The sequence below is a fragment of the Cupriavidus sp. GW823-FHT07B10 genome (assembly GCF_058794355.1).
The window spans coordinates 101,823-116,845 of the sequence record NZ_JBXAGS010000011.1 but is presented as its reverse complement, the minus strand read 5'-3'; the positions used below and the strand labels follow the sequence as shown (position 1 = coordinate 116,845).

General features: G+C 66.9%; 14 protein-coding genes. 11 read left to right on the top strand and 3 right to left on the bottom strand.

Going from position 1 to position 15,023, the window contains the following annotated elements; genetic code table 11:
* Positions 1-7 precede the first annotated feature (7 nt).
* Entirely contained in the window at positions 8-838 is an 831-nt protein-coding gene (locus tag AC1Q6V_RS22270) for an IclR family transcriptional regulator (RefSeq protein ID WP_011617529.1), read from the bottom strand.
* Between the two features lie 334 nt (positions 839-1,172).
* Between AC1Q6V_RS22270 and AC1Q6V_RS22265 the strand changes: the two genes are divergently transcribed.
* The 4 genes from AC1Q6V_RS22265 to AC1Q6V_RS22250 all read left to right on the top strand — a co-directional run bounded on the left by AC1Q6V_RS22265 (position 1,173) and on the right by AC1Q6V_RS22250 (position 6,251).
* Positions 1,173-2,609 (top strand): amino acid permease, encoded by a 1,437-nt coding sequence (locus AC1Q6V_RS22265; RefSeq protein ID WP_454749687.1) that lies wholly within the window; start codon positions 1,173-1,175, stop codon positions 2,607-2,609.
* 76 nt (positions 2,610-2,685) lie between these two features.
* Complete coding sequence (gene pdxR, locus AC1Q6V_RS22260) at positions 2,686-4,248, top strand: MocR-like pyridoxine biosynthesis transcription factor PdxR (RefSeq protein ID WP_011617530.1); 1,563 nt, start codon at positions 2,686-2,688, stop codon at positions 4,246-4,248.
* A 140-nt stretch (positions 4,249-4,388) separates the two neighbouring features.
* Positions 4,389-4,793 carry a nuclear transport factor 2 family protein gene (locus AC1Q6V_RS22255; protein WP_454749688.1) on the top strand — a complete coding sequence of 135 codons (405 nt, stop codon included), beginning with the start codon at positions 4,389-4,391 and terminating at the stop codon, positions 4,791-4,793.
* Between the two features lie 15 nt (positions 4,794-4,808).
* Positions 4,809-6,251: an NAD(P)/FAD-dependent oxidoreductase gene (locus AC1Q6V_RS22250; protein WP_454749689.1), complete on the top strand. Its 1,443-nt coding sequence runs from the start codon at positions 4,809-4,811 to the stop codon at positions 6,249-6,251.
* 47 nt (positions 6,252-6,298) lie between these two features.
* Here the strand turns inward: AC1Q6V_RS22250 and AC1Q6V_RS22245 are convergent, their stop codons facing one another.
* Both AC1Q6V_RS22245 and AC1Q6V_RS22240 read right to left on the bottom strand, forming a co-directional pair.
* Complete coding sequence (locus AC1Q6V_RS22245) at positions 6,299-7,072, bottom strand: SDR family NAD(P)-dependent oxidoreductase (RefSeq protein ID WP_010812864.1); 774 nt, start codon at positions 7,070-7,072, stop codon at positions 6,299-6,301.
* 131 nt (positions 7,073-7,203) lie between these two features.
* Positions 7,204-8,088, bottom strand: coding sequence for a helix-turn-helix transcriptional regulator (locus tag AC1Q6V_RS22240; protein ID WP_454749690.1), 885 nt, complete (start codon positions 8,086-8,088; stop codon positions 7,204-7,206).
* Between the two features lie 469 nt (positions 8,089-8,557).
* Here AC1Q6V_RS22240 and AC1Q6V_RS22235 point away from each other — a divergent pair, with 469 nt between their 5' ends.
* The 7 genes from AC1Q6V_RS22235 to AC1Q6V_RS22205 all read left to right on the top strand — a co-directional run bounded on the left by AC1Q6V_RS22235 (position 8,558) and on the right by AC1Q6V_RS22205 (position 15,017).
* Complete coding sequence (locus tag AC1Q6V_RS22235; RefSeq protein ID WP_011617534.1) at positions 8,558-9,091, top strand: (2Fe-2S)-binding protein; 534 nt, start codon at positions 8,558-8,560, stop codon at positions 9,089-9,091.
* Positions 9,088-10,065 carry an FAD binding domain-containing protein gene (locus tag AC1Q6V_RS22230; protein WP_010812861.1) on the top strand — a complete coding sequence of 326 codons (978 nt, stop codon included), beginning with the start codon at positions 9,088-9,090 and terminating at the stop codon, positions 10,063-10,065. Before AC1Q6V_RS22235 ends, AC1Q6V_RS22230 begins: the two co-directional genes overlap by 4 nt.
* Complete coding sequence (locus tag AC1Q6V_RS22225) at positions 10,062-12,176, top strand: xanthine dehydrogenase family protein molybdopterin-binding subunit (protein ID WP_058696518.1); 2,115 nt, start codon at positions 10,062-10,064, stop codon at positions 12,174-12,176. The genes AC1Q6V_RS22230 and AC1Q6V_RS22225 overlap by 4 nt, the downstream gene beginning before the upstream one ends.
* 235 nt (positions 12,177-12,411) lie before the next feature.
* Complete coding sequence (locus AC1Q6V_RS22220; protein ID WP_010812859.1) at positions 12,412-12,855, top strand: GNAT family N-acetyltransferase; 444 nt, start codon at positions 12,412-12,414, stop codon at positions 12,853-12,855.
* A 136-nt stretch (positions 12,856-12,991) separates the two neighbouring features.
* Positions 12,992-13,921, top strand: coding sequence for a LysR family transcriptional regulator (locus AC1Q6V_RS22215; RefSeq protein WP_010812858.1), 930 nt, complete (start codon positions 12,992-12,994; stop codon positions 13,919-13,921).
* Between the two features lie 194 nt (positions 13,922-14,115).
* Positions 14,116-14,463: a hypothetical protein gene (locus AC1Q6V_RS22210; RefSeq protein WP_058696519.1), complete on the top strand. Its 348-nt coding sequence runs from the start codon at positions 14,116-14,118 to the stop codon at positions 14,461-14,463.
* 200 nt (positions 14,464-14,663) lie between these two features.
* Positions 14,664-15,017 (top strand): Zn-ribbon domain-containing OB-fold protein, encoded by a 354-nt coding sequence (locus AC1Q6V_RS22205; protein ID WP_010812856.1) that lies wholly within the window; start codon positions 14,664-14,666, stop codon positions 15,015-15,017.
* Positions 15,018-15,023 lie beyond the last annotated feature (6 nt).

The following is a 15,023-nucleotide window of genomic DNA, read 5'->3' as shown; positions in this document are numbered from 1 at the left end:
GTGCGCGCTATTCGTCCTCTTCCGCGCCGCCCTGCCAGCTGCCGGCGCTGTCGGCCTCGATCGCCGCCAGCGCGCCCGCCGCACGCTGCAGCGCGGGCAGCAATTGCAGCACCTTGTCGCGCGTCACGCGCATCACCGGGGCCTGCAGCGCCAGCCCAAGGTTGGACTTGCCGCCGTCCACGGCCGGCACCAGCACGCCGATGCAGACCAGCCCCGGCAGGAACTCTTCATCGTCCATCGCGTAGCCGTCGCGCTTCACGCGCTCCAGTTCGGCTTCCAGCTGCGCGTGGTCGGTCAGCGTGTTCTGCGTGTAGCGTTCCAGCTCAACGTTGGCCAGCAGCCGCTGGCGCTGCGCCGGCGCCAGCTGCGCCAGGAACAGCTTGCCCGTGGCTGAGCAGTGCGCGGGCACGCGCGAGCCCGGATGCAGGTAGAAGCGCAGCGGCGCCGCCGTTTCCACGCGGTCCAGGTACAGCACCTCGCCGCCGGAGAACGCGGTCAGGTTGCAGCTCTCGCCCACCTCTTCCACCAGCCGGCGCAGCACCATGTGGCGCGCACCGTGCGAGGTGCTGTTGAGCAACAGGTTCTCCGCCAGCCGGCGCAGCCGCAGGCCGGTGCCGTATTGCCGCCCGTCGCCGTTGCGCTGGATCAGGCCCGCCGCCTCCAGCTGCTGCAGCATGCGGTGCAGCGTGGGCTTGGGCAGTCCGGTTTCTTCCACCAGCGCCTGCAGGTTGAAGGACTGGTCCTTCTCCGCGATGACTTCGAGCAGGCCGAACAAACGCAGTGCCGGCGTGTCTCCATCCGGCTTGGCGTCACTTTTGGCGAGGCGCATATCGTTCATGCCTGGCTCCATCATAGGTAAGTTTCATTTTCAGAGTCAAATCATATCAATTATCGAAACTTCTGGTTGACCTTCCCCTGCGAACGGCCTACATTCCAGTGAAAGAACAATTTTTCGGAACTTCTGGTTCCAGTTTTTAAGCGATCACCGGAGACAAGTCGACATGTACGGATAGGCCATCCCTCCCCGGGATTGCAAATACTGAACGACCACGGCCCCAGGCTGGCAATTACTGCCCTGCCATCTATACCGAAGAGAAGCCGTGGCGCCTGCCTTAAACGCTGTACTGGCTGCAACGCAGTACCGACAGCTAGCGCAGCACAGGAGACACAACATGATCCAACAACCAGAGTCCGGCAACGGGCTATCCCACGGCCTGAAGCAACGCCACATGACCATGATCGCGCTGGGTGGCGTGATCGGCGCAGGCCTCTTTGTCGGCAGCGGCGTCGTCATCAAGTCCGCCGGCCCGGCCGCGGTCCTTTCCTTCCTGATCACCGGCCTGCTGGTGGTGCTGGTGATGCGCATGCTGGGCGAGATGGCCTGCGCCATGCCCGGCACCGGCGGTTTCTATGAGTATGCGCGCGAAGCCTGGCGCGACCGCCCGGCGGTGGGCAACCTGGCCGGCTTCCTGACCGGCTGGATGTACTGGTACTTCTGGGTCATCGTGGTGGCGCTGGAAGCCGTGGCCGGTGCCGACCTGGTGCGCTACTGGCTGCCCGACGTGCCCAACTGGATCATCAGCCTGGTGCTGCTGGTGATGCTGACGCTGACCAACCTGGTGTCGGTCAAGTCCTTCGGCGAGTTCGAGTTCTGGTTCGCGTCGATCAAGGTGGCCGCGATCATCGTGTTCCTGTTCGTCGCCGGCGTCTATGTGCTGGGCCTGGCGCCCGGTGCCCATGGCATGCAGGTGGCCAACCTGACCGCCAACGGCGGCTTCATGCCGCACGGCATCGTACCGGTGCTGACCGGAGCGGTAGCCGCCACGGGCTTCTACTTCGGGGCCGAGATCGTCACCATCGCCGCCGCCGAGACCGCCGAGCCGCAGAAGGCAGTGGCCAAGGCCACCAGCTCGGTGATCACGCGCGTGCTGGTGTTCTATGTGGGTTCGATCCTGCTGGTGGTCTGCCTGGTACCGTGGAACTCCAACAGCATCGCCACGCCGTACGTCAGCGCGCTGAACGTGATGGGCGTGCCGGCGGCCGCGCAGATCATGAACGCGATCGTGCTGACCGCGGTGCTGTCGGCGCTTAACTCGGGCCTCTATGCCTCGTCGCGCATGCTGTTCGCGCTGACCCGCCGTGGCGACGCCCCCAAGTCGCTGGCCCGCGTGAGCCGCAACGGCGTGCCGGTGCGCGCCATCCTGGTGGCGACCCTGTTCGGCTACGGTGCGGTGGTGATGTCCTATGTCTCGCCTGATACGGTGTTTGCCTTCCTGGTGAACTCGTACGGCACGGTGGCGATCTTCGTCTACATCCTGATCGCGATCTCGCAGCTGCGCCTGCGTTCCCGCCTGGAGCGCGAAGCGCCGGGCCAGCTGCGCGTGCGCATGTGGTGCTACCCGTACCTCACCTACCTGGCGATCGTCGGCATGATCGGCATCGTGGTGGCGATGGCCTTCATCCCCGACCAGCGCACGCCGCTTGCGCTGGGTGTGGTGAGCCTGGGCATCCTGCTGGTGGCCTACGCCGCGCGGCAACTGTTTCGCGGTAGCGTGGATCCGGTAGTGCCGCTGGCGGAGATGCCGCGCCCGGACCTGCATGAGTATTGATGACTGACCATGACTGACGTGGCGCGCCGGTGCGGTATGCTGGCGCGCTTCGCCGTCTAGGCAACGCCCCTGCCCCATGAGCCTGAAGTCTCCCACCACCCTCTGGTCCCAGCTGTTCCAGCAGCATGCCCACTCGGGCCTGAGCCTGCAGGGCAAGATCCGCCAGATGCTGGTCTCGGCCATCCTTGACGAGCAGCTGCCGCAGGGCGAGCCGCTGCCCAGCAGCCGCGAGCTGTCGGCGCAACTGCGCGTGGCGCGCAACACGGTGGTACTGGCCTACCAGCAGCTGGTCGATGAAGGCTACCTGGTGGCGCGCGAGCGCAGCGGCTACTTCGTCAACCCGGAGATCCTGGGCACGCGCGTGAGCGGCGTGGCCTCGCTGCGCGGCGAGGCGGTGCCCGCCCGCTCAGGCGAGCCGGACTGGGAGCGGCGCTTTGTGTTCCGCCCCACGCAGCAGCGCAATATCGTCAAGCGCGCCAACTGGCGCGACTACCCCTATCCCTTCATCTACGGCCAGTACGACCCGGTGCTGTTCCCCACGGCGGACTGGCGAGAATGCTGCCTGAAGGCGCTCAGCGTGCTCGACATCCACGACTGGGCCCAGGACATGATCCTGCGCGACGACGAATCGCTGGTGCAGCAGATCCGCACCCGCGTGCTGCCGCGCCGCGGCGTGTGGGCCGGCGCCGACGAGATCGTGGTGACCGTGGGCGCGCAGCAGGCGCTGTACCTGCTGGCCGACCTGCTGGTCAGCCCCGACACGCCGGTGGGGATCGAGGACCCCGGCTATCCGGACGCACGCAATATCTTTGGCTCGCACACCTCCCACCTGGTGCCGCTGCCGGTCGACGGCGACGGCCTGACCCTGTCTGACGCGCAACGCGCCTGCGACTACGTCTACGTGACCCCGGGCCACCAGTGCCCCACCACCGTCACCATGCCGCTGGCGCGCCGCCAGGCCCTGCTGCGCCAGGCCGAGGAAGCTGACTTCGTGCTGATCGAGGATGACTACGAAAGCGAAAGCCGCTTCGAAGGCGACCCCACCCCCACGCTCAAGAGCCTGGACCGCAGCAACCGCGTGATCTATGTCGGCAGCCTGTCCAAGAGCCTGGCGCCGGGGCTGCGCATCGGCTATATCGTCGGGCCGGCGGCACTGATCGCCGAGCTGCGCGGCGCGCGGCGGCTGATGCTGCGGCATCCGTCGGCGTATATCCAGCGCGCGTTCTCGCTGTTCCTGTCGCTGGGCCACTATGACGCGCACCTGCGCCGGCTGGCGGCCGCGCACCGCGAGCGCGCCGAAGCCGTGCTGGCGGCGCTGGCCACGCATATGCCTGACTTCCGCGCGGTGCCGATCGCCGGCGGCGCCTCATGCTGGATCGAGGGGCCGTCCTGGCTCGATGCCGATGCGCTGGCGCGGCTGGCCGAGCTGCAGGGCGTGCTGATAGAGCCCGGCAGCGTCTTCTTCATGGCCGAGCCCGCGCCGCGCAATGGCTTCCGGCTGGGATACTCGTCGATCTCGCTGGACCGCATCGAGCCCGGCATCCGCGTGCTGGCGGGCGTGGCGCGTGAGCTGCAGGCCACCGCCAGCGGCGCCACAACCATCGCCGCCGTCACTTCCCGGGTCCGTCCCGCGGCCTGAGCCGGCCCGCGGCGGTGTCTGCCGCCGCTGGCCCAAGCGATTGTCCCGAACTGGCGCTACAGCGCCGCGCGCGGCTTCCCTATCCTCGAGTCATGGCCGGTTCCCCACGGACCGGCAGACAACACTCAGGAGACCAACCCATGTCCAAGGACAACACCGCCGCCGGCATCGAACTGCTGCAGGCCTTCAACGACGCCTGGAACCGCCACGACATCGAGGCCCTGATGGGCTTCATGGCCGATGACTGCGCCTTCCACGGCGTGGCCGGGCCCGAGCTGCTGGGCCGCAGCTTTATCGGCCACGACGCGGTGCGCGAAGGCTTCCTGCTGGCCTGGCAGACTTTCCCTGACGCGCAGTGGGTCGATGGCGACCACTTTGTCGTGGGCGACCGCGGCGTGAGCGAATCCACCTTCCGCGGCACCCGTGCCGACGGCGCCCGCATCGAGGCGCGCATGGTGGACGTCTTCACCTTCCGCGACGGCAAGATCGCGGTCAAGAACGCGTACCGCAAGGATCGCCCGCCCGTCGTAGCGCCCGCAGCCTGACCGAGGAGACGCGCCATGCAAGCCGTAGCCCCCCGCAGCCTCCTTGCCGGCGAGCAGTCCACCGCTCCCGCCCGCCCGTACGACCCCGCCTACGACCCGCTGCACACCCCCAATCCCGGCCACGGCCGCGAGTACGCGCCCACCTACTGGATCGGCACCGCGGGCGAGCCGCCCGCCGACGACGGCCCGATCACGCACGACATCGACGTGGATGTGGCGATCATCGGCTCGGGCTTCACCGGCCTGACCTGCGCCATCTTCCTGGCACAGGAATACGGCATCAAGGCCACCGTGCTCGAAGCCAACCGCGTCAGCTGGGGCTGCAGCACGCGCAACGGCGGCCAGGCGCAATGCGCGTCCGGGCGGCTCAAGCGCTCGCAGTGGATCCAGCGCTACGGCCTGGATACCGCGCTGCGCCTGCATGAGGAAGTCTGCGACGGCATGGAGACCTTCAAGGGCCTGATCAAAGACATCAACTGCGACCCGCAGCCCGGCGGCCACCTGTATATCGCGCACCGCGCCAAGGTGATGCCGGCGCTGGAGAAGGAAGCCAAGCTCCTGCGCGAAGTCTTCAAGTACGACGCACGGATCATGGACGCCGACACCGTGCGGCGCGAGTATGTCGACGACAAGGAAGCCGCGGGCGCCATGCATGAGCCCGAAGGCATCGGCATCCACGCCGGCAAGCTCGCCTTCGGCTACCTGCGCCGCGCGCGCGAGCTGGGCGCCAGGGTGCATCCGTCCAGCCCGGTGACCGGCTGGGAAACGCGTAACGGCGTGCATTACCTGCGCACCCCCGGCGGCATCGTGCGCGCCCGTGCGGTGGGTGTGGCCACCGGCGGCTATACCTCGCAGACGCTGCACCGCGAGCTCAAGAACCGGCTGTTCCCGATCCTGTCGAACTCCATCGTCACGCGCCCGCTCACGGCCAGCGAACTGGCCGCGTGCAACTTCCGCACCACGCAGGTCATCACCGACACCCGCATCCTGCGCCACTACTACCGCCTGATGCCAGACGGCCGCCTGCAGATCGGCAGCCGCAGCGCCATCACCGGCAACGACGCGCCGCAGGAGCAGTACAAGCAGAAGCTGATCGGCGACATGCACCGCAAGTTCCCGGCGCTGCAGGGGATCCAGGTCGATTACTCGTGGTGGGGCTGGGTCGATGTCAGCCACGACATGATGCCGCGTATCACGCAGCCGGATCCGGCGCAGTCGATCTATTACGCAATGGGGTACGGCGGCAATGGCGTGATGTACTCCGCGCAGGCTGGCAAGCGGCTGGCGGCGTTGATTGCTGGCAAGGCTGCCGCGCTGCCAGAACTGCCGATCTTCCGTTCGCCGCTGCCGTTCCCGAATGTGCGGGAGATGGTGGAATCGCAGATGTTCGCGCCGTTCCGGAGGATGGGGCAGCGGGTGCTGTACCACTGGTATCACCTGAAGGACGACGTGCTGTAACTCGCGCGTGGGCGTGCCGCCTGGCGCGCCCACGCTTCTGGCCCGCCTCAGAACAGCGTGTAGCCCCCGTCGATCACAAAGGTATCGCCCGTGTGGTAGGCCGACGCCGCGCTCATCAGGTACACCGCAATCCCGGCGAAGTCACTACCCTCACCCCAGCGGCGCATCGGCACGCGCTTGTGCACCATTTCCTGGAAGGCATCGTTACCCTGGGCCACGCTGGTCATCTCGGTCCTGATCCAGCCCGGCAGGATCGAGTGCGCGCGGATGCCCTTGCGCGCGTACTCCACCGCCAGCCCCCGCATCATCGAGATCACGCCGCCCTTGGTGGCCGCATAGTGCTCGGAGCGCGGCGCGCCTTCAATCGCCGCGACCGAGGCCGTGCTGCACAGCACCCCGCCCTCGCCCTGCACCAGCATCTGCCGCACCGCGGCGCGCAGCGTGAAGAAGGCACCGTCCAGGTTGACGCGCATGGTCCTGCGCCAGGCCTCGGTCGGCATCTGGTCGAACGGCCCCTTGCTGCCGCTGCCCACGCCGGCATTGGCAAAGCAGCCGTCAATGCGCCCCAGCGCCGCCACCGTGCGCCGCATTGCAGCATCGACCGCCTGCTCGTCGCCGACGTCGCAAAGCTCGGTATGCACCTTGCGCCCATGCTGGGCCAGGCGGTCGGCAGCGGCAGCGTTCTTGTCGGCATTCGTGCCCCAGATCGCGATATCGGCGCCGGCCGCGGCCAGCCCTTCGGCAATGCCCAGGCCGATGCCGCCGTTGCCGCCGGTCACCAGTGCCACTTTGCCGCTCAGGTCGAATGGATGCTTTGTCATGTGATTGTCTCCTTGGGGGGTGGGACATTGTTCACATGGCGAAGGGTTCAAGGCGTCGTCGGAATGGATGAAATCCCCGAGGCAGGTGACGGGCGCCGGACCGGCCATGGCCACCGCCGCCCCATGACAGCCTAAAGAGCGGCTCCCTGACTGGCATCCTTATGCCCGGCAAATTCACCCGGCGTACATCCGAAATGCCGCTTGAACCGCCGTCCAAAGTGAGACTGGTCGGCGAAACCGACAAGCGTGGCAACCAATGCCAACGAATAGTCTCCCGAGCGGATCATCTCGCGCGCGCGCAGCAAGCGAACGCGCTCGACATACGCCATCGGCGTTTCGCCGATGCTGCGCTTGAACATGCGCGCAAAATGAAAGCGGCTGACATTGGCCATATCCGCCAGCGCCTGCAGCTTCACCGCCTCCGGTGTACCGTGGATATAGTCCAGGACCCTGCTGAGGGCCTGCGGATGGAGCCCGCCGGGAAGTGACGAGGCGCCCGGGTCACTGACATTGAAGCGATGCACTAGATGCGCCGACAGCGCGCAGGAAAGGGACTCGGCGATCAGCATTTGCGCCGGATGCGCGACCGCCTGGATCTCTCGCGCCAGCGTAAAGGTAATGGTCTCGGCGAAGCCGTCGCGCTGCCCGAAGCAATTGCGGAGCCTGTGCGCGGCGCGTGGCTGGCGGATCGTGGCATCAGCGGCTTCGGCCAGCAGGCTTTGCGGAATCCTCGCAATGACGATGGAACCGGGCCTGTCCCAACTCCAGCTGGATTCGACCAGCCGCGGGTGCAGGCTGATATTGCCGGGAACGACGATGCCGCGATGCACCTGGCCCAGTCGCCGCTGCTCAAGCCTGGCGTGTCCCGCGAGTCGCATCGCAAGCATGTCGTGGTCCAGCTCCGGAGAGGACACCGATCCGGCCGAGCGCCAGTGATGGATCTGCACGGTGATGCCAGCCCACGGGCGTCCGCTGCTGCTGACATCGGGACGAACCGGCAACTCCGCATCGATCACGCCATGTCTCGTCGGCGATCGCATAGGCACATACCCCGCAAGGGCCCACGACGGTAGCGTCGGGGCAAGGGCCAGGTCCCCGCTGCGCATGAAAGCATATGAATTTATCCGGTTGAAGTAAAGCGGCCCGCACAATCCGCGGGACCTGACGCAAGCCATGCCGGCTGGTCCTCCTTTTCATACCTATCATCCAACGAGTCAGCGCAAGAATCGTCCACCGCAGCGCAACCACGTTCTATTGCGATGACCGCCGGTGCCTGTAGCGTTTCAACGACTGTCCCACCAGTCCGAGGCAGCCACACACCTTCCGGTCCCGAGGCAGGCCAGTGTCAGGCCGAACCTGCAGAGACTTGCAGAATGCGCCCCCAGTCGTTCCGGCAGTTCGCTGCCGAAGCTGGCGCAGGCCCGGGCGAAGTCCCTGTCCCCAACCGCCCGAATCATCCGGGCTATGCAAAGAGGAATGTCGACTATGTCCAGTTCTGTTCGTTCCGACGCAAGCCAACCACAGCCTGGCGATAGCTACGGCTCAACCCGCATGCCGCTGTGCCTGACGGTCAACGGCACGCTGCATCGCCTCGATATCGATCCGCGCGAATCCCTGCTTGACGTACTGCGCGAGCGCCTGGACCTCACGGGCACGAAGAAGGGCTGCAACCAGGGCGCGTGCGGGGCCTGCACGGTGCTGGTGGACGGGCGCCGGATCAACGCCTGCCTGGCTTTGGCCGCCATGTACAACGACGCCCACGTGAGCACGATCGAAGGCCTGTCGTCGGCCGACGGCGAGCTGCATCCGCTACAGGCCGCGTTTATCGCGCACGATGGCTTCCAATGCGGATTCTGTACCGCAGGCCAGATCATGTCCGGCGTCGCCTGCATCAATGAGGGTCATGCCACCTCCGCCGACGATGTGCGCTTCTGGATGAGCGGCAATATCTGCCGTTGCGGGGCTTACCCGGGGGTCGTCGCGGCGATCGCCGAGGTCGGCGGGAGGATGCTGCCATGATCCCGTTCACACTGCAGAAAGCCGGCTCGGAAGCTGAAGCGCTGGCGGCGGCCGCGGCCGGGGCCCGCTTCATCGCCGGCGGCACCACGCTGGTGGACCTGATGCGCGAGCACGTGGAACAGCCCACGCAACTGGTAGACATCAACGCGCTGCCGCTGAACCATATCCGCATGGAGGGCGACGAGCTGGTCATCGGCGCGCTGGCCCGCATGTCCGATGTCGCCGCGCATCCCGACGTTTGCCGGCTCCACCCGGTGATCGCCGAGTCGCTGGTCGAGGGCGCCTCTCCCCAGTTGCGAAACATGGCCAGCATCGGCGGCAACCTGCTCCAGCGCGTGCGCTGTCCTTACTTCCGCATGCTCGATGCCGCCTGCAACAAGCGCACCCCGGACAGCGGCTGCGCGGCCATCGACGGGTTGCACGCGGGCAATGCCATCCTGGGCGCCAGCGACCATTGCTCCGCAACGCATCCGTCCGACCTTGCGGTTGCCCTGGTCGCGCTGGACGCGGTGGTCCACGTACGGGGTCCGCACGGCGCGCGCCATTTCCGCGTGGAAGACCTTTACCGCCTGCCCGGAACCACGCCGCATCTCGAACACACCTTGCAGGCCGGAGAACTCATTGCCGAGGTGCGAGTTCCACCGCTCGCCTATGCACGGACTGCGCGCTATCTGAAAGTGCGGGACCGGGCCTCGTATGAGTTTGCCCTGGTATCTGCCGCGGCAGCCTTCGAGGTCAGGGATGGCGTGATCCAGGCCGCTCGCCTCGCATGCGGTGGCGTGGGCACCCGGCCATGGCGCATGCGCGCGGCCGAACTCGCGCTGCAAGGCAGGCCGCCCACGCGCGCGAGCTTCGAGGCGGCAGCGCTTACCACGATTGCAGGCGCCACCCCGCTGCCAGGCAACCGCTACAAGGTCGCGCTGCTGCAACGAACGGTGGTACGGGCCCTCGAACTCGCAGGAGAAGGCAGATGAACGCAAACCATATCGGCCAGCCGCATGCCCGCGTCGACGGGCGCGCCAAGGTGACCGGCAGCGCGCGGTATGCCGCCGACTTCAACCAGCCAGGACAGGCCTACGCGGTGATCGTGGGCGCTTCGATCGGACTCGGTCGCGTGATCGCACTCGACGCCGAAGCCGCGCGCCGACTGCCAGGGGTACTGGCGGTACTGACGCACGAAAACGCGCCGAAACTGGCGTACGCCCCACACAAGGGCTTTATCGATCCGGAACACGGCGAACGTCTGCATGTCCTGCAGGACGATCACGTCCGCTTCTATGGCCAGCCGGTTGCCGTGGTCGTGGCGCAGACGCTGGACCAGGCCGAGCATGCGGCCTGCCTGCTGCTGATTCGCTATGCCGAGGAATCACCGGTCTCCGACCCGCTCGACCAGCGCGCCGAAGCCGTGGTGCCGGAGGCGGGACGCGAACCAGGCCCCCATTCGGCGGACCGGGTCCGCGGCGACCCCGAGGCCGCGCTGGCGGCGGCTGCCGTCAGCATCGACGCCACCTACGATGCCGCGCGAGAAAATCACTTCCCGATCGAACCGAACGCCACCGTTGCCGCCTGGCAAGGCGACCAGCTGACGCTCTGGAGCAAGAGCCAGTTCGTGATCAACGAGCAGGCCGAGATCGCGGCGATCCTCGGCATCCCGGCTGAGAACGTCCACGTCATCTGCCCGTTTATCGGCGGCGCCTTCGGCACCAGCCTGCGCACCTGGCCGCATGTCACGCTGGCGGCAGTCGCCGCGCGCGAAGTGGGCAAGCCCGTCAAGCTGGTGCTGTCGCGGCGACAGATGTTCCATCAGACGGGGCACCGGCCGCGCACCGTGCAGCGCATTGCGCTGTCGGCAACGCCCGACGGCAGGCTGACCGGCATCGTGCACGAAGGCACCGGCGAAACCAGCCGCCATGAGCAGTTCACCGAGGCACTCACTGCGGTGACGCCGTTCCTCTATCGCTGTCCCAATGTGCGCACTCGCTACCGGCTGGTGCCGCTGGACATCGGCACGCCGACCTTTATGCGGGGTCCGGGCGAGGCCACCGGCGTCTTTGCGCTGGAATGCGCGATGGACGAGCTGGCCTACGCCCTCGAGATGGATCCGCTGGAACTGCGGCGGCGCAATGAACCCGGGCTCGACGAGGGCATGCAACTGCCGTTCTCCAGTCGCTCCATGCTTGCCTGCTACGAACGCGGCGCCGACGCGTTCGGCTGGTCCCGCCGCACGCTCTCGCCCGGCTCGATGCGGGACGGCCGCCTGCATATCGGCTGGGGGATGGCCTGTGCCAGCTACCCGGTCTTCCACGGCCAGGCCAGCGCCCGCGTGCGCCTGCTTGCCGACGGAACGGCCGAAGTCGAAGCCGCCGCCAGCGACATGGGGCCCGGCACCTACACCTCGATCACGCAGATTGCCGCCGAGACGCTGGGCCTGCCGATGGACAGCGTGCGCTTCAGCCTTGGCCGTTCGGATTTCCCACCTACCCCGCCGCACGGGGGCTCGATGACCCTCGCGTCCGTCGGCTCGGCCGTGCGCGCGGCCTGCATTGCCGCGCTGGACCAGCGCCAGGCGCGCGCGGATCGCACGGACGGCGCCATCGAAGCGAGCGCCACGGCAGGCCCGGATGGCGAGGTGCGCAGCCGGTTTTCCATGCATGCCTTCGGTGCCGTGTTCGTCGAAGTCGCCATCGATCCCGATGTCGGCACGATCCGTGTCCGGCGCGTGGTCGGCGCCTATGGCGCGGGTCGTATCGTGAATCCGCGGCTCGCAGCCAGCCAATGCACGGGCGGGATGGTCGGCGGCATCGGCATGGCGCTGATGGAGCGAACCGCGCTGGATCCGCGGGACGGCCGGCCGGTGAATGCGCACATGGCGGATTACCTCGTGCCCGTCAACCTGGATATCCACGGGCTGGAAGCGCATTTTGTCGACGAGGTCGATCCCCATGTGAACGAACTGGGCGTCAAGGGGTTAGGTGAAATCGCGCTGGTGGGCGTGGCGCCGGCCGTGGCCAACGCCGTGTTTCACGCAACGGGAAAGCGCGTGCGGGAGCTTCCGATCCGCATCGAGCACCTGGTCGAGCACTAGTCCGGCAAGTGCGAGACATGCCGCCGACGCCGCCCAAACTGACGGCGTCGGCGGGGATCCGCAGGCTCGACGCGATTTTGAAATGTATTTCTCTAAGGGCTTACCCGAAGACCTAGGGTTTTCTAGTGTACGAAAACCTAGGCTGCCGGGGATTGATAAGGTACTTTTCTCCCCCCAACACCAAAACACTCCGTATCCGCCCACGCGTCAAGGACCGCCGGCGACAGGCTTCATCATGATCAAAGATCTACGCATTCGTTCTGCGGGCACGCAAGATCTGCCGGCAATTTCGAAGGTTCTCGCGCAATGCGGCTTGGACGAGCACGAAATCGAAGCGCATCTGGAGACTTTCCATGTTGCCGTGCTGGAAGGCCGCATCGTTGGATGCGCCGGCGCCGAACGATACGACGATCTCGTCGTCATCCGGTCTGTGGCCGTCCTTCCCGAATATCGCCAGCTCGGGGTGGCGACTCACCTGGTCTCCGCGGTATTGATGCGGGCGCGCGCACAGGGCGTGCGTCGCGCCGTACTGGCGACCAGCAATTGCCCGAGTCATTTCGCCCGCTATGGCTTCCAGCTGGTCTCCGCGGAGAACCTTCCCGCTGAAGTCCGCGCGTCGCACACGCTCAGGATTGCAGGCATACCGCCAGGGCTGTGCATGCATTGCGAGCTGAAGTAGACGCCTCTGCCCGCTCAATCCGCTCTGTTCGCTCTATCCGCAATTCACAGGCACGGGGTCTGTGGCGGCCCACGCCCGCCGGTTGTCCCCAAATCGGCACTATGATGGCGGCATTCTCCACCATCCGTTGCCAGTCATGGACAAGGCCCGTGTCCTCACCCTCTTCCTCGGCGTGGTACGCGCCGGCAGCTTCCACCGCGCCGCGGTGGAAGCTGGCGTCACCCCGCAGGCCGCCAGCAAGGCCGTGCGCACGCTGGAGGATCATCTCGGCGTGCGCCTGCTGCACCGGACCACGCGCAAGCTCAGCCTGACGGAAGAAGGCGCACGCCTGTTCGAGCTGGCCGCGCCGGGCATGCGCCAGCTCGACGAAGCGCTCGAGCAGGTCCGCAGCAGCAAGAGCGACAACGACGGTCTGATCCGCCTGACCGCTCCGCCGTCGCTCGGCAGCCGCGTGCTGGTCCCGCTGGTGCGGGGCTTTCGCGAACAATACCCCGGCATCACCTTCGATGTAGTGCTGAGCGACCTCTTCACCGACCTGGTCGAAGCCAAGATCGACGTCGGCTTCCGCGTCGGCACCAGCCCCGGCCAGAACCTGGTGGCGCGGCGGCTGTGCGACCTGCCGCTGGTCATCTGCGCGGCGCCGGATTACCTGGCGCGGCACGGCGAGCCGGCCACCCTCGACGACTTGCCGCAGCACCAGTGCACCGGCTTCCGCCGCCCCGCGACCGGGCGCATGGTGCCGTGGGAGCTGCAGGTGGACGGCGACCTGATCTACCAGGAGGTGCCTGCCGTGGCGAGCTTCAATGACGTGGAAACCGAGGTCGAAGCGGTGCGCGCCGGCATGGGCATCGGCCAGCTGCCCGCCTACATGATCCACGCCGACCTCGTGAGCGGGCGGCTGAAGGCGATCCTGCCGGGGTACAGCAGCAGCAATGTCGGCATGTACATGTACTACCCGCATCGCAGCCAGATGCCGGTGCGGGTCCGGCGCTTCATCGACTTCGTGGTGGAGGCGGGCCGGGGCGCGGAGCAGTCGCTGTCACGGCTGGTCGGGGTCGTGACCTGAGCCTGCTACCCCGCAGCACAGACAACCAGAAGTTGCTATTGAAACGCCATTCCACTCTCTAGTGCGACGTTCGCTCCACGCCTAAATTGGTCTCAACGGCGGCTGCACAGCGCCATCCCCGGAACCACACCGGGAAACGCGCAGCAGCCACCGTCCGCCTCTTTCTTTGATGACCAGTCTCCAGGAGCGACATCATGATTGCCCAACTCGCACGCACCCTTGTTCCCGCCGCCATCTCGCTGGTGGCCGCCGTCTCCCTCCAGAACGCCAATGCCGCGCAAGCCGGCAACAGCGCGCCCGCCAGCGTGGCAGCGCGCACGCATGACGTGTTCACCGACGGCCAGCGGCAGGGCCGCTTCGACACCTTCTCCGAAGGCGCGCATGACAGTGGCGCCACTGCGCTCGTCGCCGGGCTCGACCGCAGCGGGGTCTCGGCCACGCCGGGGCGAAAGTTCGATCCGTACACCGAGGGTGCCCGTGCGGTCGAAGGCAATCCGCGCCTGCGCGGCACGGCCTTGAATGGCGCATCGGCGTGGGTGTGATCGCCCGGTCCGAAGTCGACGCAACGCGGCAGGACGAGCCCTGAACGGCTGACTCCAATCCCCGGACAAAGCGCTTTTCCAGACGCCCTGCCTCGCCTTTTCGTTTGACTTTTTCTCAACCGAAAACGCCGGAAATATCGTTTGTCGCGCAGGCCGCCGACGACAACTATTACGCCAAGGCCAACCCACAGGAGACAGCCATGTCAGACCAGCCCTATCCGCTCTGGAGCGCGGAACCCGTCCCCCACCTGCTCGCCTCGCGTGACCGCGCCACCGGCGAGTGGATCTTCCCGGCGCTGCCCGCCGACTCGCCGCTGGCGGACGGCCACGAGACCGTCGCCATCACCGGCACGGGCGTGCTCTACAGCTTCACCGTGATCCATCCCGCGCCCAAGAGCGGACTGGCTCCGTATGCGCTGGGTTATGTCGATTTCGTCGGGCCGGTGCGAATCTTCGGCCGCCTGCAGGGCGCGGCGCGTCCGGTCATCGGCGAACGCTACGCGCAGCGGCATGACGCCGAGCTGGGCTATGTCTTCGAGGCCGTCACGGTCTGATCGATC

Excerpts from the sequence above, each read along its gene's own strand:
- AC1Q6V_RS22220 (WP_010812859.1), top strand. The coding sequence starts at position 12,412 with ATGATCAAAGATCTACGCATTCGTTCTGCGGGCACGCAAGATCTGCCG.
- AC1Q6V_RS22245 (WP_010812864.1), bottom strand. The coding sequence starts at position 7,072 with ATGACAAAGCATCCATTCGACCTGAGCGGCAAAGTGGCACTGGTGACC.
- AC1Q6V_RS22265 (WP_454749687.1), top strand. The coding sequence starts at position 1,173 with ATGATCCAACAACCAGAGTCCGGCAACGGGCTATCCCACGGCCTGAAG.
- AC1Q6V_RS22250 (WP_454749689.1), top strand. The coding sequence starts at position 4,809 with ATGCAAGCCGTAGCCCCCCGCAGCCTCCTTGCCGGCGAGCAGTCCACC.
- AC1Q6V_RS22210 (WP_058696519.1), top strand. The coding sequence starts at position 14,116 with ATGATTGCCCAACTCGCACGCACCCTTGTTCCCGCCGCCATCTCGCTG.
- AC1Q6V_RS22255 (WP_454749688.1), top strand. The coding sequence starts at position 4,389 with ATGTCCAAGGACAACACCGCCGCCGGCATCGAACTGCTGCAGGCCTTC.
- AC1Q6V_RS22235 (WP_011617534.1), top strand. The coding sequence starts at position 8,558 with ATGTCCAGTTCTGTTCGTTCCGACGCAAGCCAACCACAGCCTGGCGAT.
- AC1Q6V_RS22225 (WP_058696518.1), top strand. The coding sequence starts at position 10,062 with ATGAACGCAAACCATATCGGCCAGCCGCATGCCCGCGTCGACGGGCGC.
- AC1Q6V_RS22205 (WP_010812856.1), top strand. The coding sequence starts at position 14,664 with ATGTCAGACCAGCCCTATCCGCTCTGGAGCGCGGAACCCGTCCCCCAC.
- AC1Q6V_RS22230 (WP_010812861.1), top strand. The coding sequence starts at position 9,088 with ATGATCCCGTTCACACTGCAGAAAGCCGGCTCGGAAGCTGAAGCGCTG.
- AC1Q6V_RS22215 (WP_010812858.1), top strand. The coding sequence starts at position 12,992 with ATGGACAAGGCCCGTGTCCTCACCCTCTTCCTCGGCGTGGTACGCGCC.
- pdxR (WP_011617530.1), top strand. The coding sequence starts at position 2,686 with ATGAGCCTGAAGTCTCCCACCACCCTCTGGTCCCAGCTGTTCCAGCAG.
- AC1Q6V_RS22270 (WP_011617529.1), bottom strand. The coding sequence starts at position 838 with ATGAACGATATGCGCCTCGCCAAAAGTGACGCCAAGCCGGATGGAGAC.